The 23,304-nt window shown below is 42.9% G+C and carries 21 protein-coding genes and 2 tRNA genes; 13 read left to right on the plus strand and 10 right to left on the minus strand.

What is annotated here, in order from left to right:
* Nucleotides 1–30: 30 nt before the first annotated feature.
* The 6 genes from PSYC_RS00275 to recN all read right to left on the minus strand — a co-directional run bounded on the left by PSYC_RS00275 (nt 31) and on the right by recN (nt 5,324).
* Entirely contained in the window at nt 31–1,245 is a 1,215-nt protein-coding gene (locus tag PSYC_RS00275; RefSeq protein ID WP_011279366.1) for a methyltransferase, read from the minus strand.
* Nucleotides 1,246–1,451: 206 nt separating this feature from the next.
* Nucleotides 1,452–1,712, minus strand: a complete 261-nt coding sequence (gene tusA, locus PSYC_RS00280; RefSeq protein WP_011279367.1) for a sulfurtransferase TusA — start codon at nt 1,710–1,712, stop codon at nt 1,452–1,454.
* 75 nt (nt 1,713–1,787) lie between these two features.
* Nucleotides 1,788–2,300, minus strand: coding sequence for a hypothetical protein (locus PSYC_RS00285; RefSeq protein ID WP_011279368.1), 513 nt, complete (start codon nt 2,298–2,300; stop codon nt 1,788–1,790).
* A gap of 78 nt (nt 2,301–2,378) precedes the next feature.
* Complete coding sequence (ruvX, locus tag PSYC_RS00290; RefSeq protein WP_011279369.1) at nt 2,379–2,912, minus strand: Holliday junction resolvase RuvX; 534 nt, start codon at nt 2,910–2,912, stop codon at nt 2,379–2,381.
* A 50-nt stretch (nt 2,913–2,962) separates the two neighbouring features.
* The gene (locus PSYC_RS00295) at nt 2,963–3,526 is read right to left on the minus strand and encodes a YqgE/AlgH family protein (RefSeq protein ID WP_011279370.1); all 564 of its coding nucleotides are present in this window, start codon (nt 3,524–3,526) and stop codon (nt 2,963–2,965) included.
* Nucleotides 3,527–3,644: 118 nt separating this feature from the next.
* Entirely contained in the window at nt 3,645–5,324 is a 1,680-nt protein-coding gene (recN, locus tag PSYC_RS00300) for a DNA repair protein RecN (protein ID WP_011279371.1), read from the minus strand.
* Nucleotides 5,325–6,009: 685 nt separating this feature from the next.
* Here recN and PSYC_RS00305 point away from each other — a divergent pair.
* Together PSYC_RS00305 and rlmB are read left to right on the plus strand one after the other, a co-directional pair.
* Entirely contained in the window at nt 6,010–6,345 is a 336-nt protein-coding gene (locus tag PSYC_RS00305; protein ID WP_011279372.1) for a pyrimidine/purine nucleoside phosphorylase, read from the plus strand.
* Nucleotides 6,346–6,550: 205 nt separating this feature from the next.
* Nucleotides 6,551–7,321, plus strand: coding sequence for a 23S rRNA (guanosine(2251)-2'-O)-methyltransferase RlmB (gene rlmB, locus PSYC_RS00310; RefSeq protein ID WP_011279373.1), 771 nt, complete (start codon nt 6,551–6,553; stop codon nt 7,319–7,321).
* Here rlmB and coaE read toward each other — a convergent pair.
* From coaE to pilB, 4 genes are all read right to left on the minus strand, one after another.
* Nucleotides 7,284–7,976, minus strand: a complete 693-nt coding sequence (coaE, locus tag PSYC_RS00315) for a dephospho-CoA kinase (protein WP_011279374.1) — start codon at nt 7,974–7,976, stop codon at nt 7,284–7,286. The genes rlmB and coaE overlap by 38 nt on opposite strands.
* A gap of 83 nt (nt 7,977–8,059) precedes the next feature.
* Nucleotides 8,060–8,959, minus strand: coding sequence for a prepilin peptidase (locus PSYC_RS00320; RefSeq protein WP_011279375.1), 900 nt, complete (start codon nt 8,957–8,959; stop codon nt 8,060–8,062).
* Nucleotides 8,960–8,984: 25 nt separating this feature from the next.
* Nucleotides 8,985–10,208 (minus strand): type II secretion system F family protein, encoded by a 1,224-nt coding sequence (locus PSYC_RS00325; protein WP_011279376.1) that lies wholly within the window; start codon nt 10,206–10,208, stop codon nt 8,985–8,987.
* A gap of 236 nt (nt 10,209–10,444) precedes the next feature.
* Entirely contained in the window at nt 10,445–12,154 is a 1,710-nt protein-coding gene (pilB, locus tag PSYC_RS00330) for a type IV-A pilus assembly ATPase PilB (protein WP_041757403.1), read from the minus strand.
* Nucleotides 12,155–12,709: 555 nt separating this feature from the next.
* Between pilB and tpiA the strand changes: the two genes are divergently transcribed.
* The 11 genes from tpiA to rpsO all read left to right on the plus strand — a co-directional run bounded on the left by tpiA (nt 12,710) and on the right by rpsO (nt 22,864).
* Nucleotides 12,710–13,519, plus strand: a complete 810-nt coding sequence (gene tpiA / locus PSYC_RS00335) for a triose-phosphate isomerase (RefSeq protein ID WP_011279378.1) — start codon at nt 12,710–12,712, stop codon at nt 13,517–13,519.
* 228 nt (nt 13,520–13,747) lie between these two features.
* Nucleotides 13,748–14,056 carry a preprotein translocase subunit SecG gene (gene secG, locus PSYC_RS00340; RefSeq protein ID WP_011279379.1) on the plus strand — a complete coding sequence of 103 codons (309 nt, stop codon included), beginning with the start codon at nt 13,748–13,750 and terminating at the stop codon, nt 14,054–14,056.
* A gap of 160 nt (nt 14,057–14,216) precedes the next feature.
* Nucleotides 14,217–14,300 (plus strand) — tRNA-Leu (locus PSYC_RS00345).
* Nucleotides 14,301–14,424: 124 nt separating this feature from the next.
* Nucleotides 14,425–14,501: transfer RNA gene (locus PSYC_RS00350), tRNA-Met, on the plus strand.
* 458 nt (nt 14,502–14,959) lie between these two features.
* Entirely contained in the window at nt 14,960–15,460 is a 501-nt protein-coding gene (rimP, locus tag PSYC_RS00355; protein ID WP_011279380.1) for a ribosome maturation factor RimP, read from the plus strand.
* A gap of 132 nt (nt 15,461–15,592) precedes the next feature.
* Nucleotides 15,593–17,077 (plus strand): transcription termination factor NusA, encoded by a 1,485-nt coding sequence (nusA, locus tag PSYC_RS00360; protein ID WP_011279381.1) that lies wholly within the window; start codon nt 15,593–15,595, stop codon nt 17,075–17,077.
* A gap of 151 nt (nt 17,078–17,228) precedes the next feature.
* Nucleotides 17,229–19,955 (plus strand): translation initiation factor IF-2, encoded by a 2,727-nt coding sequence (gene infB / locus PSYC_RS00365; RefSeq protein ID WP_011279382.1) that lies wholly within the window; start codon nt 17,229–17,231, stop codon nt 19,953–19,955.
* A 214-nt stretch (nt 19,956–20,169) separates the two neighbouring features.
* Nucleotides 20,170–20,574 (plus strand): ribosome-binding factor A, encoded by a 405-nt coding sequence (locus PSYC_RS00370; RefSeq protein WP_011279383.1) that lies wholly within the window; start codon nt 20,170–20,172, stop codon nt 20,572–20,574.
* A 16-nt stretch (nt 20,575–20,590) separates the two neighbouring features.
* Nucleotides 20,591–21,733 (plus strand): tRNA pseudouridine(55) synthase TruB, encoded by a 1,143-nt coding sequence (truB, locus tag PSYC_RS00375; RefSeq protein WP_011279384.1) that lies wholly within the window; start codon nt 20,591–20,593, stop codon nt 21,731–21,733.
* Nucleotides 21,734–22,074: 341 nt separating this feature from the next.
* Entirely contained in the window at nt 22,075–22,260 is a 186-nt protein-coding gene (locus PSYC_RS00380; protein ID WP_011279385.1) for a hypothetical protein, read from the plus strand.
* Nucleotides 22,261–22,597: 337 nt separating this feature from the next.
* Nucleotides 22,598–22,864, plus strand: coding sequence for a 30S ribosomal protein S15 (gene rpsO, locus PSYC_RS00385; RefSeq protein ID WP_011279386.1), 267 nt, complete (start codon nt 22,598–22,600; stop codon nt 22,862–22,864).
* Nucleotides 22,865–23,304 lie beyond the last annotated feature (440 nt).

Raw genomic sequence — 23,304 nt, forward strand, 5'->3', positions numbered from 1 at the left:
CGATATTACTTTTCACCGACTATCTATGTATTAGGTATTGAAAGGAACTAAACACCATAATGAGGTGATTTCCGCATTGCGCGCTGCAAATAGTGGGTCAGTATCATCTTGGCTTCGACCGTGTTTAGGTTGAGTATCCAGACGGTATTTTACCTCTAAACCGGCATTTGCAAACCAGCTCAATAATTCATCACGGCTGCGCAACTGCAAATGTTCCGCTAAATCCGACAGAATTAACCAGACCTCTCCATGCTCAGCTAAATGCTGTTTTGCGCTTTGCAAAAACCCGCGCAACATCGTGCTATTGGCATCATAGACGGCGAATTCTAAGGGTGAGGTTGGCTTGGCGGGTAACCAAGGTGGATTACAGACCAGCAGATTAGCCAGTGGCGCATCAGTCGGATACAAGTCCGCTTGCTGTAATTGCACAGCAGGTAGTTCTAAACGCGCAAGGTTTTCACTAGCGCAGGCTAATGCACGCGGATTTAAGTCCGTCGCAATCACTTGCTTCACACCGCGCTGCGCTAGAATAATAGCTAGCAAACCGGTTCCGGTGCCAATATCAAAGGCGACATCATAAACGGCTGGCAACGGTGCATCGAGTAACAGCTGCACATATTCATGACGGGTTGGCGCAAAGACCCCATAATGCGGGAAAATTGATAGACCTAAATTTTCAATCGCCACGCCTTTTACGCGCCACCCCGCTGCACCTAACGCACCTTGCAGGTCACGAAACGAGAGTAAGCATGACTCATTCAGCTCGCCAAAAGCAGCCGTACAAGCAGCACTGACATCAGGGGCGCGACGTAACTGGCTGACATAACCGGCATCCAACTCTAATAATAAACGGCTTAATAAGCGCGAACGCTGAGATTGGGTTTGGCGTTGCTGATGAAACAAATTAGGGATCACTTTAGATGTTACCGAAGCCTCATCTGTGGGTTTACCAGACTTAGCGGATTTGTTGGCCGCTTTGTTAATTTTGCGCTGCTCAGAACGTTCATTGGTACGGTCAATGCGTCGAGTGAGGGCTTGCAATAGTTGCCTTGCATTATTAAAGTCACCGCGCCACAGCATCGAGGTGCCAGCACAAGCCAAGCGATAGGCCTCATCGGCTGTTGTTTTGTCGTCGACCACAACAATACGCGCAGGCGGCACATGATTGCTTTGAGACAACCAGCGGGCTTGACGTAAGGTTTCATTTTCGTGCCACTGCACGTACTGTATTTCTGTTGCTAACACGCGACCTACCTTTAAGATGTGAATGATATGTGTTTTATAACGCAAAGATATTTTTGCATTATATAGTTGAAATACTTTAAAGTCGCTACAGTACTACTGGTGTAAATTTTTTGCAGCCTCTGTCTGCGTAGGCACAGCAAGCAAGAAAAATTTGCACCAGTAGTACGTGTTGTATCGATATTACTTTTCACCGACTATCTATTGCGCTAAGCGCTCTTTTTCTTGACTAAATAACGATAGGTTGGCGCATCATTTAGTATTTCTTGACGGACAAGCGTATGACCTAAATGCCGACAGAAATTAGGAATATCACGCGTAGTGGCAGGATCTGTAGCTAATATCTCAATAACATCGCCGCCATCCGCTTTGCGAATTATCTTATGGAGCATCATAACCGGCTCAGGACAAATAAGCCCTTGGGTATCTAAATGATGATTAATATTTGAATCTAATGTTGAAGTCGTCATATTTTATTTTATAAACCTAATAGATAAGTTTGATAGCTGTAAGCTTGTTTATTGCTGATCTTATAAAGTCGTATCTTATGCGTCAGTAGTAGTAATGGTTTCATTGTTTTCAGCACTTTTGTTATTCTCAGGTAAGTCGGCTAGGGCTAAAAAATTAAAGAAACGTTTAAAGCTGACTTTGAATAAAAATGCCACGCCAAGCCATGATGCCAATCCTAACCAAGCGGTATCGGCAAATAATAGCCCGCCGATAAGAATGATGCTTGAGACACCAATGGTCATGATAACCATCGAGGTTTGATTGAGACGATAGCGATAGATAATAAAGGCATTATATAGCGTCAGTGGAATGGTCAGCGCCACCAGAGCATAAGGCAGGTTATAGAATAGTTGATACAGTAGCTGATTATCATGAAAGGCTTTGATACTGGCAATGGTGCCAAAAACCATAAAAGCGATAATAGCGGCATAAATGAGATAGACGGCTATTTGGTTGACACGTTGGGCGCCTTTGATACGCGCAATAGCAAGCGGTGCAAAACCATGTCGCGAGCTATTGTGCAAAGATTGGTCTGAGACAGTGGTCATAGTAATCAGTCATTTATTCGTTTGGATTGAAGGTGTATCAGATATTGATGAGACATTAAAAAGCAATCTAACGCTCAATTAATCTGCTTTGATGGCGTCGATGGCAATACTACTATTAGGATCAGCAAAGTAGGTCGACATTAAAATACAAGCAGAGATGTCATCAATCGGGTCGCGCTCATTTTGAATCCAGCCATTCTCCCATGCTATCTCACGCGCTGCGACGGATGTTAATCGCTCATCGCATAGAGATACGATCACAGGTAGATGCTGTTCCATTATTCTATGTGCTAGACGACGGGCAAATTTATGTGCTCGTTTTGATAGCATGGAGCTGCTACCGTCCATATTTAATGGCAGTCCGACCACCACCTTTGCCACGCCCCACACCTTGATGATACCTAATAGATTATCCCAATCAGGTTGACCATTATTCATCGCTAATATATCAAAGGCACGCGCTGTTTCTGTCAGGCTATTACCGAGTGCCATGCCCATTTTTTTAACCCCATAATCTAAGGCTAAGATAAGATGCGGCTTAATAGCTGGTTCAGCAACGCCAGTATCAGTATCAGTATCATTGCTATCTTTTATAAGAGTGCTGTCTACCATAATAAAGGGAATTTCCTATTTTCATTTCTGTATTCGCTAAGCATATGATGTTAAGCATGACCGATGTCGCTGCTTAAATAATCAAAATTAACCCCAATCTTATCAGCGGCAATTTGCCAACGTTCTTCAAATGGTGTATCAAATAATAAGTTTAAATCAGCAGGGCATACCAGCCAGTCGCCGTTAGCAAGCTCCTGATCGAGCTGTTTTTTACCCCAACTGGCATGACCCAAGCACAGCTGATAATGCCCAACGCCTTGACCTGCTGCAATACGTTTGAGGATATCTTGGCTAGTGGTAATGCAGACGTTTTCTGAGATGGCAAATGAGGATGCCCATTCTGGCTGTCCTGTATGCAGCACAAAGCCCACCTCAGGATACATAGGACCACCTTCTAATGCCAGATCTTCCATTACCTGTGCATCAGTAACCTCAATATCCAAGTCTTCTAGCAACTTACCCACCCTAGATTGCTCTAAAGGGCGGTTGATCATTAGACCGAGTGCGCCGTGTTTATCATGACGACAGATATAAATCAGTGCCTGCTCAAACCGTGGGTCTGACAGCTCAGGCGCCGCGATTAAGAAATGATGGGTCAAATTGGCTTTGGACATAGAGACAAACGCAACCTACTAATAAAGGTGAGAGACCACTATATGGCGATAATGAGTAAAAAATCAACTAAAGCAAGAATTTAGCAGTCAAAAGGTATTTATGATGGTCAATCAATGATCATTTAACATCGCTCAATAAACTGCGAGCATGGTCACGGGTGACGTCGGTTATGATCACACCACCAGACATACGTGCCAGCTCATCAACTTGATCGCTCTCAGTTAAGATGACAAGCTCACTTTCAGTTTGCTCGTCATGGTGTTTTTGTACCAAAATATGCTGATGTGCTTGCGCTGCTACTTGTGCTTGGTGGGTAATAGCGAGTAATTGCTGAGTTTGCCCAAGTGCACGCAATAGCTCACCGACAACTTGTGCCGTACCACCACTGATACCGACATCAACCTCGTCAAAGACCAGCATAGGTTTTGCCGCATTATTATCAGCATTGGTCGCTTGCAAGACCTGCATCACCAGCGCCATACGTGACAGCTCGCCGCCTGAAGCGATTTTATGCAGCGGTTGCATCGGCATACCGACGTTGGCGCTAAATAATAAGTCGATATCATAACAGCCTTGCCCATTATATTGGCTGACATCGGTCTTTTTGGTAAATACGAACTCGCAGCGTGCATTGGGCAGGGCAAGCGGCTGTAATTGCTTAATCAGCTGTTTGCTGACAATCGGTGCGGCTTTAGAGCGTTCTTTATTTAGCTCAGTTGCTAGTGCTATATATTCTTGCCATGCTTGCTCGATTTGCACCGCCATTGCATCACTGCTTGGCTCGTTTTCTAACTGTTCTAATTGCGCTTCCCACCCTTTGGCTTCATTAATTAAGTCGTTGGCTGGCAGGTTGTGCTTACGTGACAGGCGATGACCTAAGCTGATTAAACTGTCTAATGACTGCAAGCGCTCAGGGTCAGGCAGTTGCTGCTCAGCATAATCTGACAACAAGCTGGTCACTTCAGTAATTTGCTGCTGCGCCAAATGCAGCTGTTCTGAAGCTTGCTCAAAGGTTTGGCTAACGCTCATCTGATTATCGCATAGCTTAATCGCTTGCCCGAGCAAGGTCATGACATCTGGTTCATCGGTATCATTATCGAGCAGATGCAAGCCATGACTGGCCTCGATCATCAGCGCTTCAATATTGGATAGTTCTTCATGCTCCGCTTCTACTTCTGCATAGTCAACGACCAATAACGGTGCGATATCTGCCAGCTGGCTTTGTAGAAGTTGAATACGGTCTTGGCGCTGCGCTTCACGGCTAGCAAGATCGTCAGCACGGCGTTTGAGCTGCTGATACTGCTGATAGCTACTGGTAGTTTTCGTAGTAAGAGAAGTTATCTGTGCCATTTCATCTAACCATTGCACCACAAACTGCGGTTTGAGCAACGCTTGCTGCGCGTGCTGACTATGAATATTGACCAGCAATGACCCTAAGCTTTTGAGTTCAGCCAAACTGACAGGTGTTCCATTTAACCAAGCTTTTGAGCGTCCTGTATTATTGAGTTGCCGACGAATCAATACTTCTGGCTCTTCTAGCGCGCGCTCATTTTTGGCAAACCATTCAGCAATGACGGGGTTGTTTTCTACATCAAATTGCGCGTATATATCCGCGTGCGCCGCGCCATGTCTGACCATCGCCATGTCTGCGCGCTCGCCGACACATAAAGACAGCGCATCGAGTAATAGCGATTTGCCAGCACCCGTCTCACCAGTGATGACATTGAAGCCTTCAGCCACACTCAGCTCATGCTGGGCGATTAATGCAAACTGATGTAAAGTTAATGATACTAGCATCAACGCCTCTCATGACGGACAACAAACCTCTAATACGATGTAATGTCGTAGGAGAAAGTCATCTCTACAATAGGTTAAATAAAGGAATAAATCGGTTCAGTTAATACAGCTATAGTCGGTGAAAAGTAATATCCATACAACAGGTACTACTGGCACAAATTTTTCTTGCTTGCTGTGCCTACGCAGACAGAGGCTGCAAAAAAATGACACCAGCAATACGGTAGCGACTTTACAGTATTTCAACTATACATAGATAAACGCAATTGGCAAATAGTATGGTGGCAAATAGTCTTAAATACAAATCTTAAAGGTAATCAATAACCTCAATCAAAGCCATCATAATAAGCTGAACTTTCCTGCCGCTGTAACAAATTTTATAGATATAATGTGGTAGCATAATCTCACATAATGATAAACTCTTACCACCAGATTTTCATGAATTCTACGACAGAGCAGTTATCTTGTAGAATGTGATATAAACCTGTGTGGCAGTAAGTATTAGTAATAAATGGTTATTTTTAAACCTATAAAACAAATCAACTCTATAATCAGCTCACAGTAAAGTAAAAACGCTATGGAGTCGATGGTAAAAGATGGATATAACAACGGTTATCTAAGCAGTTGCTTATCTACACATTCAATTTGGTTTTTTAGTTGGCAATAATTATTTAATAAGGAAGCCACTATGACAGCGGCGCAATTTACTAATGTAACAGTCAATGCTCAAGCCACGATATCCTATGATGGTCGTTGCTCAAGCCATACCATTATGTTCGAGGACGGTCGTCATAAAACCTTGGGTGTTATCTTGCCTTGTGACAATTTGGTCGAGCATTATCACTTTAGTACCAATACCTCTGAACGTATCGAAATCACCGGTGGTGAGTGCGAAGTCAAAATAAATGGTGAGGAAGCGTTCAGCTACTACCGCGCAGGACAGTCATTCGTGGTTGAAGGTAACAGTGGTTTCAACCTACGCACAGAAGAGATCGTCCAGTATATCTGCCACTTAGAAGGCTAATACGCCTCCAAGTGTCGTTAGATGATTGATGACGCCAAAAAGCCAATGATTCAAAAGAAATAAATCTTATCAGGTTTATTTCTTTTTTTTGCTGACATTATTTAGATGAAGAGGGTCATTAGTTGCTACAATTACACACCTCTCTTTTTATCGCATAGTTTTTATCGTATCGTGCGATACCCATTTTATAATTAATAGGCCTATTATGGCAAAACCTACCTATTTTTATGGCATTCATGCCATTGATGCATTGCTCGAATACCGTCCTCTTGATGGGCTGAGTTTGTTTGTGCAGCAAGGGCGCGAGACTGACAGTCATGTCCAAGCTATTATGGCGCAAGCACGTGATAATGGTATTAGCATTCAACCAACGCAAAAAGACAAACTTACCCAGCTATGTGGTAGCCCGCAACATCAAGGTGTGGTGCTTAACGCCCGTCCATTAGGCTTCGCTGACGAAGGTTTGCTCGATACTCTTGCAGGGCGCGAGGATTGTTTGCTACTGGTACTAGATCAAATTACCGACGCCCATAACTTCGGTGCTTGCTTACGTACAGCAGTCGCCATGGGCGTAGATGCGGTTATTTGTCCAAAGCACCATGCAGCAAGCTTGACCCCAACCGTCGCCAAAGTATCAGTCGGCGCGGCTGAGATGATGCCCATTGTGAGCGTGACCAATTTAGCACGTACGCTGACAAAGATTAAAAATGCCGGTGTATTTGTGTTTGGCACCGCTTTAAATGCCGATGCCAAACCTCTACATACCGCAGATTTGACTGGAAAAATAGCCATTATTATGGGTTCAGAGGGCGAGGGGATGCGCCGCCTGACAACAGAAAGCTGTGATGAGCTGGTTTATATTCCGATGTCAGGCAACGAGCATGGCAACTTACAAAGCTTAAATGTCAGTGTGGCGACTGGTATGGCTTTGTATGAGATTAATCGGCAGCGAACTTTAGCTGCTGGGCAAGCTTAAGATAGTCTTGATGGAGCGGCTCTAGTTGTGCATATAGCGCCGCAAGATCATTCTCATTTAATACCACATCATCGGCATGAAGATTGCGCTCTTCGCGGCTTAATTGATTGACCATAATGGCTTTAATTTTCTGTACGCTTAGCGCATCACGTTGACTGGCACGCGCAAGCTGGGTGTCTTCTGTGGCATCCATCACCAAAATACGTTGGCATAAATTGGCAAGCCCAGCTTCTGCCGCTTCAATCAATAGCGGCGCTGACAACACCACATACGGTGAGGTACTCTCTGCCAATTGCAGTTTTGCGGCTTCACGTATCGCGGGATGGGTAATGGCTTCAAGTTCAATTAGGGCGTCAGGATAAGTAAATACATGGGTTCGTACAGCGGCGCGGTCCATATCGCCATTGATATTTAGTACCCAATCACCGAATTTCCTCTGGATTTTGCGTAACGTTGCGCTGCCTTTGACAACTACTTCATGGGCAATGACATCTGCATCAATAATATCGATTCCCTGCTGCGCGAACCAGTTGCTAGCAGCTGATTTGCCACTACCGATACCACCCGTTAAACCCACTACCAAGGTTTTGCTTTTATGGTCAGGTGCTTGCGGTTGATGTGAATAAGGTGAAGGTATTGCTGCGTATTTTGACATAATAATGACTTATCTGACTGATAGAAGGCTAATGACGGTAGTCAATGAAAGGTTGAAAATAACGATCGGGAAGTGGATACTGCTTAATTATACATGCCTAAATACCAATTAACGATATCTGAACCATATAACAACGCCACGATACCCGCAATGGCAATATAAGGACCAAAAGCAAAGGGCTTGCTCTCGCCTTGTTTTTTTATAAGGATAAGACCAACGATGGAGCCAAGTAAAGATGACAATAGAATAACCAATGGCAACATCACAGGACCAAGCCACGCGCCCAGTACTGCCAATAATTTAAAGTCACCTTGTCCCATGCCATGTTTTTTGGTGATCAAATAAAATATCTTGACCACTATCCATAGAGATAAAAACCCCAACAGTAAGCCCCATATCGACTGAGTAGGGGAGACAAACCAGCCTTGTGAGTTTACCGCCAGTCCCAACCCTGCCAATGGAAAAGTTAAGCGGTCAGGTAATAGCTGCGTATCAAAATCGATACCGGTTAAAACGACTAGTGTCCATACCAAAATCAATGCTGATAGCCCAGCCGTACTGACACCAAACTGATAAATGACCAATACAGATAGCAGCGCAGTGACCAGCTCAACGACAGGATAACGCAGTCCAATAGTCGTTTTACATTCTGAGCAACGACCACGTAGTACTATCCAGCTGATTAAAGGGATGTTTTCATACCATTTGATTTTATGGGCACAATGCGGGCAGCGTGAAGCAGGGCGGCTTAAGGTAATAGGTATATCGGTGGCAATAATATTGACCAGTGGCGTCGTATGCTCACGTGGTATGTCTGCTTGCTCATACATAAACTGGCTACATTCTTGTCGCCAAACCGATACCATCATCAGTGGTATACGATGAATCACCACATTTAAAAAGCTACCTACACAAAGTCCTAGTAGACCAAATACGACCAAAGCGATACTCATATTTTCTTGTAATAACTGTATAAATTGCATGAATGAGCTGTCCTTTAATGAGCTTTTAGCCTACCACTGAGCCCATTTGAAAAATTGGTAGGTACATGGCAATGACCAAGCCACCGACTAATACGCCAAGTACCGCCATAATAAGCGGCTCCATCAAGCTGGTCAAACCATCAACCGCGTTATCGACTTCGTTTTCATAGTAGATCGCTACTTTATCGAGCATGTCTTCCAAGCTACCAGACTCTTCACCGATACCAACCATTTGAATGACAAGGCTTGGAAATAAATTGGTTGAGCGTATGGAGAACTGTAATTGTTGCCCTGTAGAGACGTCATTTTTGATTTGCTGAATCGCGTTATAAAACACCACGTTATTTGCCGCGCCCGCAGTAGAGTCCAGAGCATCAATAAGTGGTACGCCAGCAGCAAAAGTGGTAGACAAAGTGCGAGCAAAACGCGCAATAACAGCTTGGTAAGCGATATTACCAAATATCGGGGCTTTTAATGCCACACGGTCTAAGAAATCGCGAAATTTCTTTGAGCGCTTCTTAGCTTCTGAAAATCCGATAATAGCGCCACCGATAAACACAATTAACATGAACCACCACGCTTGCATCCACTCAGACATACTTACTACCATCTGCGTAAAAGCAGGTAGCTCTGCGCCAAAAGAGCCAAATAAATCAGCAAATACTGGAACGACTTTAACGAGCAGAATGATGGTCACAATGATAGCGACTACAACGACCGCGATAGGATATTTCATGGCTTTTTTGATTTTAGCTTTGAGCAGCTCGCTTTTTTCTTTATACGTCGCAACCCGCTCTAACATGGTTTCTAACGCACCTGACTGCTCACCAGAATCGACAAGCGAGCAAAAAAGGTCATCAAAATATCGTGGATGCCTGCGTAATGCTGAAGCAAAGTTGCCACCAGCTTCAATATCGGCTTTGATTTGTAAAACCAAATCTTTCATACTTGGGTTATCGAGAGAGTCAGCAACAATTTCAAAGGATTGGGTCAATGGCACCCCAGCTTTCATCATCGTTGCCAATTGACGCGCAAAAATAGCAATATCGATAGGCTTGATGGGTTTTTTAAAGCTATATAAGGGTTTTGGCTTTTTCTTGATACTTTTAACCGTGATACCTTGTTTGCGCAATGTGGCTTTGGCAAGCTCTAAGCTATGACTGGTGGTCTCACCTTTTACCTTTTGCCCGCGCCGGTTGACCCCATCATAGACAAAGTCTAACAGCATGTCGGTCTTAGCTTTTGCCATGTCCCTTCCTCAAAAAATGGTCTGATATAATCCAGTATAGATAATACGATCTAGAAAACGTGCTTCACTCATCGGTTTAAGTGGATATACTTTATTTTAGCGCAAAAAACCAGTGTTTATCTGTTTTGTTTCCGCTGCTACTGACTATTGTTCAGCAGCAATCATACAACAAGCTTTACGGCCGCGATGAACTTTACTCGAAGCAATATCTGTACCAAATTTTTCAACCAACTAGGCTATCCAGACGTCACGCGCATCATTTCTTGAATACTGGTCACGCCTTGTAACACCTTTAAAACACCAGAACGACGTAAGTCTCTAAAACCATTTTTGAGTGCCGCATCTTTGATATCTATCGCGTTACCATCTTCCATAATAATACGTGAAATGTCGGGAGTGATTTTCATAACCTCATAAATACCGACACGCCCTTTATAGCCTTCACGGCATTTATTACAACCGACCGGCTCATAAATGATATTGTCTGTATTGTCCAAGTCAGCATCGGTAAAGCCCAGCTCAAGCAAACTTTGACGCGGAATATTGATGGATTTTTTACAGCTTTTACATAAGCGCCGTGCTAACCGTTGGGCAATGACCAAGTTGACGGAAGTAGCAATATTAAAGGAAGCTACACCCATGTTGAGTAACCGCGTCAATGTTTCAGGCGCTGAGTTGGTATGTAGGGTTGAAAGTACCATATGCCCTGTTTGTGCTGCTTTAATCGCAATTTCAGCGGTTTCAAGGTCACGAATTTCACCAACCATCACGATATCAGGGTCTTGGCGTAAAAATGATTTGAGGGCAGTAGAGAAGGTCAATCCCACTTTTGGGTTGACGTTGACCTGATTAATGCCTTCAAGGTTAATTTCGACAGGGTCTTCGGCGGTTGAGATATTGGTCGAACCAGTATTCAGAATATTGATGCCAGTATAAAGTGAGACGGTTTTACCAGAGCCAGTAGGACCTGTGATAAGAAGCATCCCTTGCGGTTTATGTAACGCTTCTAAAAACATATCTTGTTGGTCAGGCTCGTAGCCTAATCCTTCAATACCGAGCATGGCTGATGAAGGGTCTAAGATACGCAAAACAAGCTTTTCGCCAAATAAGGTTGGCAGGCAGCTTACCCGAAAGTCGATGGCCTTATCTTTAGATATCTTAAGCTTCATACGCCCATCTTGTGGTACACGGCGCTCTGAGATGTCCATTTGTGACATCACTTTTAGACGTGCGGCAATTTTTCCAGCAAGCTGCACGGGCGGATTGGCCATCTTTTGCATCACACCGTCAACTCGAAAGCGCACTCGATAGCTTTTTTCATAGGGCTCAAAATGTAAGTCGGATGCACCCATACGAATGGCATCAACCAGCATTTTATTAACAAACTTGACGACCGGTGCTTCATCGACACTATCAGAAAGTTTGGTCGCGCTGTCCTCTTCTTCACTCTCATCAAAGCCAATATTTAAATCACTATCAGAAAAGCTATCAAAACTTTGCATGGTATCAGCGTAAAGGTTTTCAATACACCTTTTAAGCTTGTCTTCTTCAACCACGACTGTTTCAATCGACAAGCGTGAGTTGAAGGCAATCGCATCAATCGCATCGATACGGGTCGGATCACTAAGTGCCACAAACAAGCGTTGCCCGCGCTTAAACATTGGTAAGGCATTAAACTTACGCACGATTTTTTCATCGACCAAATCTTTTGGGATAACCTCTGAGCTGAGCGCATCGAGATCAAATAAAGGGTCGCCAAACGCTTGCGACAGCATTTGTGCCAATTGATAGGCATTGGCAAGCTTGTGCTCTACCAGATAAGAGACCAGTCCTATTTGCTGCTGCTGCGAATCAGTCTGCGCCGCTTTCATATGCGCTTCGCTTACGATACCTTCGCTAATCAGCTGCTGTGCTAAGCCACCGTATTTACTGGTTGTGATAGACATTAAGATTGCTCCTTGCTCGATATTTGGTAGGCGATATATTTGCCTAAATCGCAGACTATTCACCATGCTTAACTATCACCATTGTATCGTTGATAGTTAAGCTAATGGTTAAAATAGTTATTTTAAATACGGGTTTGAAATATAGAGAAAATCGATTGTCTGCACTTTATCCTATATTGAGAGAATCATATAGGGATTTACGTGAGCGCAAAGGTTTTATAGAGAGTAGGGCTTGATTGGCGATTGGCAATTGGCGATTGGCTAATCAAAAATAATCATTTAGCCATATTTACTAAAAAAACGGTTAAAGGGTCAGTTCTGATTTGGGGCGCACTACACTATAGCACTTGTGAAATATTTGTTATACTTGCGCGCATATAGTGGAAATACTTTAAAGTCGCTACCGTATTGCTGGTGTAAATTTTTTGCAGCCTCTGTCTGCGTAGGCACAGCAAGCAAGAAAAATTTGCACCAGTAGTAGGTGTTGTGTCGATATTACTTTTACCGACTATATTAGCCACATTGGCAGCCATACATAAGACAAGGTAAAGAAGAATGCAAGCTTGGGTAATTGGAAATTGGAAGCAGAATCCAGCAACGAGCCATGACGTTGACGCGCTACTGAATGAATTATGCACTGCTATTAGTACAACTAAGCAACTTAGCCACAACAACTCCACGCGCTGTCAAATAATGGTGGCACCAAGTTTTTTGCATTTAGCAGCAGTGAGTAGTCGCCTCAAAGACACCTCGGTACTATGTGCCGCCCAAGACGTCAGTGCCTATAGTGCCAGTGTGGGCGCCTATACCGGTGACTGTTCAGCCCAGCAGATTGCTGATGTTGGGGCTACATGGACCATCCTTGGTCACTCAGAGCGCCGTCAGTACCACCAAGAATCCAACGATACTTTATTGCAAAAAATGACCCATGCTTTGACCCAAGAGTTGGGCGTAGTATTTTGTATCGGTGAAACCCAAGCACAATATGATGCCAAGCAAACGCTGCCAGTCATCGATAGTCAGTTAGCAGTGGTCAAAAAGCTCATTGCTGAGCAGCCAGAAGTTATTGATTCATTATCGACTCGTCTCATTATTGCTTACGAGCCGGTATGGGCGATTGGTACTGGTAAAGTACCAACAGTGTCAGAGGTGAGTGCCACTCATCAATATATCAAGCAAACACTGGCAGGTTTTGCCGATTCGTTATCTAACATGACTGTTTTGTATGGCGGTAGTGTCAATGCTGATAATGCAGATAGCTTTGCTGCTGATCCTATGATTCATGGTGCTTTGGTTGGCGGCGCTTCACTAAAGGCAGAGAGCTTTTTGGCGATTGTCACCGCTTTTAGTAAAGGCAGTATGTAATAGATCATTGCTAGATAGAATAAAGGTGTGAGTCTTTATTTTATTTCTTATTCACAAAATGTCTTTATCAGTTGGCAAAAGTGGGTTTAACAGTGCCCTTGCAATCGTGTACAATGCGCCTTATTTATATCATCAGTTTGGCATCATTTGCCATTCATCTTTATCACTATTAAACCACACGATTTATTTTTCGTTATCAGTCGTCATTACGCGGCAAAAGAGGCCACCATGTTTACGTTTATATTAACCCTGCATATTATTGTGGCGATTGCCATGATTGGCTTGATTTTGATACAGCATGGTAAAGGGGCAGACGCAGGGGCTTCTTTTGGTGCTGGCTCCTCAGGTACGGTATTTGGTGCAGCGGGAACGGCTAACTTCTTAACACGTGCGACGGCCGTATTGACCGCCATCTTTTTCATCACCAGTATGTCCCTTGCGGTTCATGCTCGTAAGCAAGCGGAAGATCAGTTTCGTCTAGATGCGCCGGTTTCAGCACCACAAACGCCGCGCCCTTTAACACAAAATCCTCAGTAGCGGGTTTTAGGTCACGTTTTTTAAGTAGGCAACCCTTGCTATTTGAAAGCGTTACATTTACAATGCTTTTTCTGTTTTGACAAGTCTTAGACCCTTGATGCCTACCTTACGCGTCAACTATAACGGGTATTGAGAATATAGATAAAGCAGTTAGAGTAATGCGATTGTGGTGGAATGGTAGACACGCCATCTTGAGGGGGTGGTGGCGCAAGCTGTGGGGGTTCAAGTCCCCCCAATCGCACCAAGTTTTAAAGTTGTATCGTATTAAGTGAGTCGTTCATAAATAGGTAAAATTTTTAATTTAATTTATTTTTAAATAAAGATTGACACTTATATAAAACCTCCCTATAATACGCATTCAAGATTGATGCGGGGTGGAGCAGTCTGGTAGCTCGTCGGGCTCATAACCCGAAGGTCGTTGGTTCAAATCCAGCCCCCGCTACCACTTTTTATACTGATGTTTTGCACACTAAATTTGTCAGTAACAATCAGCCCACCATTATGCTTGTGGGTTTTTTTGTATCTAACGGTCTGTGTAATCGCGATATCTATCCTACTTATGCTAAGCTCTATGTCTATAGAGTGCGATACCATTTATAGAAGCTTGTCATCAGTCGCCATTCATGGTGTGATGATACTTAAGCACACTATCTTTTATTCCTCACTCTTTTATCGATAGTACTGCTTTATAAGTAATAAAAGCATGGCGCGGCTGAGCTTGATATTTGTCAGGCTTACCCTGATATAAACACCCAGTAGATATCATTTGTGTTTATACTTTAAGCATAAGACAATCACTGTGGTTTAAATAATGATAGGTTCTTATTAAGTCATGATGAAGAAAAACTTCAGCAGGATTTATTAAGTAAGATAGATAAGTGAATAGGAAAATATAAACAGATTATGAAGCTTTCGACCAAAGTTACAGAATTAACCAATATCATTGCCCCTGCCGTCGCTGCTTGCGATGTGGCACTATGGGGTATCGAGTTTGCACCACAAGGCAATCGCTCTTTGTTACGCATCTATATTGAGGCATTGCCAGAAGAGCAAGCCCAAAATAAGCAAGTAACGATTGAAAACTGTGCAGCAGTGAACCACCAAGTGAGCGGTATTCTTGAGGTTCATGATCCGATTGCTGGTGAGTTTATTTTAGAAGTGTCTTCACCTGGTTTTGACCGTGCTTTCTTCTCAGATGAGCAGATGCATGCTTATGTTGGTCAGACCGTGAGTTTACGCTTGATACAAGCGATTGGTGAAGGTGATAAAAAACGCCGTAAAGCAACCGGTACTTTAAATAGTATCGATGGCACCTCTTTGAAGCTGACTGCCACTGATGGCGAGCAGTTCGAGATTGCATTAAGTAATATTGATAAAGCCAATTTAATTTATGAAGATGCTTAATCTATTCGCTATTAGACCGTTTTATGATAAATACAGCTAGTCTGATGGCTTAGATGGCTGATGGTGAAAATATAGAGTAAGTCAAAAATTATAAAATTTAAGTCAATTAAAAAATGATAGGACAGGTATAGCATGAGTCGTGAAATCTTAACGGTAGTAGAAACTGTCAGTAACGAGAAGGGCTTAAATCCTGAAGATATCTTTGAAGCAATTGAAGATGCCTTGGTAGTCTCGACTAAGAAAAAAGTATATACCGATCAGCCAGAAGTAGAAGTGCGGGTCTCAATCGACCGTGCAACGGGCGATTATGATACTTATCGTTATTGGACAGTGGTTGCAGATGAAGACCATGAAATGCCTGCTTGTCAGCTTGCGATTACTGACCTTGATCAAGACGAATGGTCAATTGGTGATGTCAAAGAAGAGCAAATTGAGTCGATTGAATTCGGTCGTATTGCTGCCACTCAAGCCAAACAAGTTATCATCCAAAAGATTCGTGAAGCTGAGCGTAATTTAGTAGCAGATGCTTTTGAGCCACGTGTTGGCGAGATGATGTACGGCGAAGTCAAAAAACAAACCCGTGATGGTTACATTATTGATTTAGGTGACAACGCTGAAGGTTATTTGTCACGTGATCAGATGTTGCCACGTGAGCAGCTGCGTGCAAAATCGCGTATCAATGCTATTTTGTATCATGTGAACCGTGAAAACCGCGGCGCACAGTTATTATTGTCACGTACGCATCCTGAAATGCTCTCGGCATTGATGCAAAAAGAAGTGCCTGAGATTGCAGAACAAATCATCGAAATTCGTAATGTCGCTCGCTTGCCGGGTACTCGTGCTAAAATAGCGGTTAAGACCAACGATCATCGTATCGATCCGGTTGGTGCTTGTATCGGTATGCGTGGTACACGTATCCAAGCGGTACAGCAAGAGCTTGATGGCGAGCGTATTGATGTGGTGGTTTGGTCAGATGATCCTGCCCAATTTATCATCAGCTCTTTGGAGCCCGCAGACGTAAGCAGTATCATCTTAGATGAAGATACGCAGTCGGCTGATATTATCTTTAGCACCAACGATCAATTGGCGCGTGCAATTGGCTCACAAGGTCAAAACGTACGCTTAGCCTCTGAGCTGACCGGCTATAAGCTGAATATGATGCTAGAAGAAGAGTATCAGCAGCGTCAAGCAAACGAATCTAAAGCTTTTATTGAACTATTCTATGAACGTCTAGAAGTGGATAAAGACTTAGCACAAGCGCTTGTCGATATTGGTTTTACCAGTATTGAAGAAGTGGCTTATGTACCAGTCGAAACCTTCTACGATATCGAGGGATTAGATGATGACGCGATTGATATGATCCAAGAGCGTGCAAAAGAAGTGGTCATCGCAGACGAATTGGTCAAACAACAGAACATGAAAGAGCCAAGTCAAGAACTACAAGATCTTGAAGGAATGACGGTCAGTTGGGCTTATAAAATGGCTCAAAAAGACATCATTACCGTTGATGACTTGGCAGAACAAGCCGTCTTTGATTTAGAAGATATCGAAGATTTAGATACCGAAACCGCAGGAAAACTCATCATGAAAGCTCGGGAATCTTGGTTCAATGAATAAGCGGTAACTGCATATCGCTGTCTTTTGGTGATATGCTATCGATAATAAAGTGCTGGTATGATTGCAACATAAATACCAGCCTTACCCCAATCATTTGTAGCCAACAACTGAATTGAACATATAGCAAATAATAGACAGTAGGTGATAATAAATGGCAGATAAGACCGTCAAAGAACTGGCAGATATGGTAAGCAAAACCGCAAGTGCTGTACAACAGCAACTGGTAGATGCTGGACTGCCTGCGCGCGCAGAGGGTGACCTAGTCACCGAGCTTGAGCAGGAGAAGTTGGTGACGTATTTAAAGCAAAGTCATGGTCAGGAAGAAAAGCGTCGTATTAGTCTGAAGTCTAAGACGACTAGCACCGCGCGTGTGACTGGCTCTTCGGGAAAATCTAAGAGCGTCAATGTTGAAGTGCGTAAAAAGAAAGTATTTGAAAAGCCTGATCCAGAAAAGATGGCTGAAGAATTGGCTGCACGTGAGCAAGCGATGATTGAGTCGCAAGCGCGTGCTGCTAAAGATGCTGAAGACCGTGCTGCTACTAAGAAAAAATCTGAAGAACGTCAAGCAGCTACCTTAGCCGCGATGCGTGCAAGCCTCGGCTCTAGCAAAAAATCAGACGATAAGAACGATGATATCTCAACGTCAGTGGTTGTGAAAAAAGGCGGTAAGACTACTATTGAGGTCAAACCAAAAGAACAACCTAAGAAGAAAGTTGCTGCGACGAAACCAAAAGTTGAGACGGCAGTTGAGCGTAAAGCTCGCGAAGTGCGTGAAAAAGAAGAAGCTCGTTTACGCGAGATCGAAACAGAAACACGCCGTACCCAAGCTGAAGAAGCGCAAAAGCGCACGCTTGAGCAAATGCGTAAAATGGCCGGTCAATATACGGATCAGCCAGCGACTGAAGTTCGTAAAGATGAGCCATTGGCAGAAGGTTTAGTCGGTGACGCATTAGAAGAATCGTTTGAGAAAGAACGTCGTGAAATCAAGCGTGGCACAAGTAGCACTACTGCCCGTGGTCGTGGTCGACGTAAGAATCAAGACGAGCGCGAAATTAAAAACCGTAAAAATGGTTTGCGTTCAAGTCAGTCAGCACAGCATAAGTTTGAAAAACCTGTAGAAAAAATCGTTTATGATGTAGAAATTAGTGAGCAAATCACGGTTTCTGATCTTGCCCAGCGTATGGCAGTGAAAGCTCGTGAAGTGACTAAGTTACTCATGAAAATGGGCGAAATTGCTCGTGAATCAGATACGATTGATCAAGCAACTGCTAGTCTAATCGTAGAAGAGATGGGTCACAATCCAGTACCTGTGAGTGATACTAAGGTTGAAGACGATCTACAAGATGCGGCTGATGAGCGCAGCAGTAACGTACAAACGCGTCCACCAGTTGTTACTATTATGGGTCACGTTGACCATGGTAAGACGTCATTATTAGATAAAATCCGTGAAACGAAAGTGGCTACGGGTGAAGCGGGTGGTATTACTCAGCATATCGGTGCTTATCATGTGAAAACAGCACGTGGTGTCATTACTTTCCTTGATACCCCAGGTCACGCCGCCTTTAGTGCAATGCGTTCACGTGGTGCTCAAGCGACGGATATCGTTGTACTGGTCGTCGCTGCTGATGACGGCATGATGCCACAAACTGAAGAAGCGATTGATCATGCCCGCGCTGCTGGTACGCCGCTGATTGTTGCAATCAACAAAATGGATAAGCCAAGTGCTGATCCTGATCGTGTTCTTAACGAATTGACTGCAAAAGAAGTGGTATCAGAAGAATGGGGCGGTGATACCCCAATGGCTCGTATCTCAGCCAAAACAGGTGATGGTATTGATGAGCTGCTAGAGCTTATTAGCTTGCAAGCTGAGTTAATGGAATTAGAAGCACCATTAGATGGTCCTGCTCAAGGTGTGGTTATTGAGTCAAGACTGGAAAAAGGTCGTGGTCCTGTCGTTAGTGTCCTTGTCAAAAAAGGTACATTGAAACAAGGTGATTTAGTTTTAGCCGGTGAACATTACGGTAAAGTCCGTGCAATGACCGATGAGCATGGTCAACGTATTCAGTCAGCTGGACCATCTATCCCTGTAGAGATTTTAGGGTTACCTGAAACGCCAGCAGCTGGTAGTGAATTCTTAGTCTTAACCGATGAGAAAAAAGCCCGTGAAGTTGCAGACTTTAGAACCAACCGTGAGCGCGAGCGTCAGCTTGAGCGTCAAAACGCGATGCGTCTAGAGAGCATGTTTGATCAAATGGAACAAGGCAATGTTTCATACTTAAATATCGTTCTAAAAACCGATGTTCGCGGCTCGCTTGAAGCGTTACTGTCAGCACTGAATGAGTTATCAACTGATGAAGTTAAAGTCAGAGTGATTAGCTCAGGCGTTGGTCCTATCTCTGAGTCAGATGTGACGCTAGCAGAATCTAGTGAAGCGGTATTGTTAGGCTTTAACGTTCGTGCAGATGCCACCGCACGCCGTAAATCGGACACAGCCAACATGGATATTCGCTATTACAGTGTTATTTATGGCTTAATTGATGATGTGAAAGCGGCCATGAGTGGTATGCTTGCGCCAGAACATCGTGAGAAAATCTTGGGTGTTGCAGACGTTCGTGAAGTATTCCGCTCTAGTAAGTTTGGTGCAGCTGCCGGTTGTATGGTGGTTGAAGGTACGATTTATCGCAACAAACCTATCCGTGTATTACGTAATGACCAAGTTATCTTTACCGGTCAATTGCAATCATTACGTCGCTACAAAGAAGACGTTAATGAAGTACGTACCGGTATGGAATGTGGTCTAGCCGTTCGCGGTTATGATGTAGAAGCTGGTGATAAAATCGAAGTCTTTGAAATCCAAGAGTTCGCACGTACTATCTAAAGTCACTGGTAAAATTAGGATGGTACATCATGCAATCCGCTTTATTAACTGAGTATGGCATGATGGGTTAGCTATCTTATAAATATTCAGCTGTACTTAGGCCTAACAGGTACATCCTGCTAGGCCTTTTTTAACAAATATTAGTCGTTAAATTTATTAATAAATGATTATATTGATCAATAAAAATAAGTCATATTAAAAACAAGGTAATAACATGAACCAACGTTTACAACGTTTAGCTGACCAGATTCAGCGTGAGCTTGCTGTCCTTATCCGTGACGCGGTCAATGATCCACGTCTGACAGGTTTTGTCACTATATCTAGCGTTAAAGTCAGCCCAGACCTAGGCTATGCCGATGTATATGTGACCATTATGGAGCCTGAGCTCAATGATGCCATGACCATGTCAAATCACGAAGAAAGCATCAAAGTGCTGAATAAAGCGGCAGGATTCTTGCGTACTGAGCTGAGTCATAGCTTAAAAACTCGCACAACACCGCGTTTGCGCTTTCATTATGATGAAGTTACCGCCCGTGGTAATTATATGATGGATTTAATCAGTAAAGCGGTTATTAAGACTGAAGAAAATGAGTCTGACGAGCAAGAAAACGAAGAGTAGAAGGGTAAAAGTCATTATGTCTATCGCATCTACGCAAGCGGATAAAAAGTCTAGTAATCACCCTGACAAGATTAAAATTTCGGGTGTTATTTTAGTCGATAAGCCTCAAGGTATGACTTCACAGCAAGTGGTGTCAAAGGTAAAATATTTATTCAAATCGCCTAACCATGACAGCAAAAAAGCAGGTCATACCGGAACACTTGATCCGATGGCAACGGGGTTGTTGCCTATCTGTTTGGGTGAAGCGACTAAGTTCAGTCACTATCAGCTTGATGCGGATAAATCTTATCAAGCGACTATTTTACTTGGTAGTCAAACTGATACCGGTGATGCTGATGGACAAGTCACTGCTGAGGCAACGATTTCAGCGTTTGATGATACAATGTTAGACAAAATTGCCCAGCAGTTTCTAGGTGCCCAGCAGCAAATTCCACCGATGTATTCTGCCTTAAAAAAAGATGGCAAAAAACTCTATGAATATGCTCGTGCTGGTATTGAAGTAGACCGCCCTCCAAGAGATATTATCCTCAAAGCCATTGAGTTGAAAGCAATCGATGAGCAGCAAATACAATTGACAGTCACCTGTTCAAAAGGCACTTATGTGCGTGTGTTGGCAGAAGATATTGCCAAAGCCATAGGTACACTTGGGCATTTGACGGCACTGAGCCGTTTACAAGTGGGTGATTTTAAAATCGATGAGACAATTACGCTTGCAAATTTAGAGGCGTTGGCATTAGAACAACGTCAGACATATCTATTGCCAGTAGATGCCTGCATCGATATTAATGCTGAGCTTACATTATCATCAGAGCAGTGTGAGCGTGTGCAAATGGGTCAACGTTTGAATGTTATCGATCAGTTGACTAATGATTTGCAAAGTTATATTACATCAGCTATCGAACAGCACTTATCTACTAGCAATAAAAACGCTGCTGTTAATCAAAATGTTGAAGATGATAACGATGATAACGATGATAACGATGATAACGATGATAACGATGATAACGATGATAACGATGATAACGATGATAACGCGCAGCAATTGCTACATGAGATACCGGTAGATATTCGTCTTATCGATGAGCATGGAACGTTTATCGGTCTAGGGGCAGTGAGCTTAAATGGTCGATTGCAACCTAAAAAATTGATTCAGTTATAATTTGAGTAGGTGGATTTAGGCATTTTTATAACTCAACAGCTGTAAAACTTACTAAGAATTCACACAAATCACATATCGTCACATTTTATTGCAGGTTTCACCTATAGTGAAACCTGCTTTTTTTGTATCTTGATTAAGTCAGCTAGGGAAAGCATGACACGGATGAAAAGCATAATAAGAAAGTTAAATATATAGTCGGTGAAAAGTAATATCGATACAACACGTACTACTGGTGCAAATTTTTCTTGCTTGCTGTGCCTACGCAGACAGAGGCTGCAAAAAATTTACACCAGCAATACGGTAGCGACTTTAAAGTATTTCAACTATAAATAGGAATTAATATGAGCAATTCAGTAAAAGATATGGATGAGCAAGAACAAGAGATTAATCAACTTGTAGAAGATATCAATCCTAGTGCTGACAATTCTCCTGACAGTGTAGCAGAAGCTACCACTGCGCCGTTAGCTGAAGATGAGCTGGGCGGTACGGCTAGTGAAGATGATGTCCAAAAACATAATAAGTTTTAGAATATAAGGTTAGCTGCTATAGTTTCATGTTTATTTGTTGATAGGTAATAACTATTTACTCATCAATAACCATGTATTCATAAAGTCATAACAAAAAACTGCTGTTAGCTCAGCAGTTTTTTGTTATAATTGGCGTCATATTTAAATACGGTTTAGATTATTCTAAACGGTTTTAAATAACAGTTATGACTCATTGAGCTTGTCGTACACTAGGTCAACTCTAGTAATGCAGGGTTGTCCTGAATGACGTACAGGCTATTTTATTGACTATTCTATTGCTCCTTGATGCTTAAATTTTAAGACCATCAAGGCGCTCTTAGCATTGCCGGAGATATTTATGCTAACTAATGCCGATCGCGAACAAATCATCGCTCAATACCAACGTGGCGAAAGTGACACAGGTTCACCAGAAGTTCAAGTAGCCTTGTTAAGTGCTCGCATCAACGATCTACAAAACCATTTTAAAGCACATAAAGCGGATCATCACAGCCGCCGTGGTCTTATCCGTATGGTTAACACCCGTCGCAAACTGCTTGATTACCTAAAAAGTAAAGATCTTGGTCGCTATACCACCCTTATTAGCCAGTTAGGTCTACGTCGTTAATTTGGCGACAGTAGTACGAATGGTTGCTAAAACGAAATATGCCTTAATCAGGCAGTATTTTAGATTTTTTGCGGAGCCATTTGGAACTTGCTTGTTGATATCGATAAAATAGATTTTTCTAAAAACGGTGTGGAATAGTTTCACGCCGTTTTTTTATGCTTATCGGTATGGTGTGAGCTAAAGTACATAAATATAAGCTCATAATTGACTGATTAGTAAGTATTATTAAGAAACAGACAGTGCGGCATTTGATTGGTCAATGACCATAAATCACTGTAAAATAATGCCTTAGTAATTTTTTTGCATTGTTTATGATAGATATATAAATAGATAAACATGCATAACTACAGTATTTAAAAGGCTCCATAGATGGAGCAGTTTTGATGCTATAAAAATTTAAATGATAGTTATAGCAAACCGAATTTTAGCATCAACCAATA

The sequence above is a fragment of the Psychrobacter arcticus 273-4 genome (genome assembly GCF_000012305.1).
Lineage (GTDB): Bacteria > Pseudomonadota > Gammaproteobacteria > Pseudomonadales > Moraxellaceae > Psychrobacter > Psychrobacter arcticus.

Excerpts from the sequence above, each read along its gene's own strand:
- tusA (WP_011279367.1), bottom strand. The coding sequence starts at position 1,712 with ATGACGACTTCAACATTAGATTCAAATATTAATCATCATTTAGATACC.
- PSYC_RS00285 (WP_011279368.1), bottom strand. The coding sequence starts at position 2,300 with ATGACCACTGTCTCAGACCAATCTTTGCACAATAGCTCGCGACATGGT.
- ruvX (WP_011279369.1), bottom strand. The coding sequence starts at position 2,912 with ATGGTAGACAGCACTCTTATAAAAGATAGCAATGATACTGATACTGAT.
- PSYC_RS00295 (WP_011279370.1), bottom strand. The coding sequence starts at position 3,526 with ATGTCCAAAGCCAATTTGACCCATCATTTCTTAATCGCGGCGCCTGAG.
- recN (WP_011279371.1), bottom strand. The coding sequence starts at position 5,324 with ATGCTAGTATCATTAACTTTACATCAGTTTGCATTAATCGCCCAGCAT.
- PSYC_RS00305 (WP_011279372.1), top strand. The coding sequence starts at position 6,010 with ATGACAGCGGCGCAATTTACTAATGTAACAGTCAATGCTCAAGCCACG.
- rlmB (WP_011279373.1), top strand. The coding sequence starts at position 6,551 with ATGGCAAAACCTACCTATTTTTATGGCATTCATGCCATTGATGCATTG.
- coaE (WP_011279374.1), bottom strand. The coding sequence starts at position 7,976 with ATGTCAAAATACGCAGCAATACCTTCACCTTATTCACATCAACCGCAA.
- PSYC_RS00320 (WP_011279375.1), bottom strand. The coding sequence starts at position 8,959 with ATGCAATTTATACAGTTATTACAAGAAAATATGAGTATCGCTTTGGTC.
- PSYC_RS00325 (WP_011279376.1), bottom strand. The coding sequence starts at position 10,208 with ATGGCAAAAGCTAAGACCGACATGCTGTTAGACTTTGTCTATGATGGG.
- pilB (WP_041757403.1), bottom strand. The coding sequence starts at position 12,154 with ATGTCTATCACAACCAGTAAATACGGTGGCTTAGCACAGCAGCTGATT.
- tpiA (WP_011279378.1), top strand. The coding sequence starts at position 12,710 with ATGCAAGCTTGGGTAATTGGAAATTGGAAGCAGAATCCAGCAACGAGC.
- secG (WP_011279379.1), top strand. The coding sequence starts at position 13,748 with ATGTTTACGTTTATATTAACCCTGCATATTATTGTGGCGATTGCCATG.
- rimP (WP_011279380.1), top strand. The coding sequence starts at position 14,960 with ATGAAGCTTTCGACCAAAGTTACAGAATTAACCAATATCATTGCCCCT.
- nusA (WP_011279381.1), top strand. The coding sequence starts at position 15,593 with ATGAGTCGTGAAATCTTAACGGTAGTAGAAACTGTCAGTAACGAGAAG.
- infB (WP_011279382.1), top strand. The coding sequence starts at position 17,229 with ATGGCAGATAAGACCGTCAAAGAACTGGCAGATATGGTAAGCAAAACC.
- PSYC_RS00370 (WP_011279383.1), top strand. The coding sequence starts at position 20,170 with ATGAACCAACGTTTACAACGTTTAGCTGACCAGATTCAGCGTGAGCTT.
- truB (WP_011279384.1), top strand. The coding sequence starts at position 20,591 with ATGTCTATCGCATCTACGCAAGCGGATAAAAAGTCTAGTAATCACCCT.
- PSYC_RS00380 (WP_011279385.1), top strand. The coding sequence starts at position 22,075 with ATGAGCAATTCAGTAAAAGATATGGATGAGCAAGAACAAGAGATTAAT.
- rpsO (WP_011279386.1), top strand. The coding sequence starts at position 22,598 with ATGCTAACTAATGCCGATCGCGAACAAATCATCGCTCAATACCAACGT.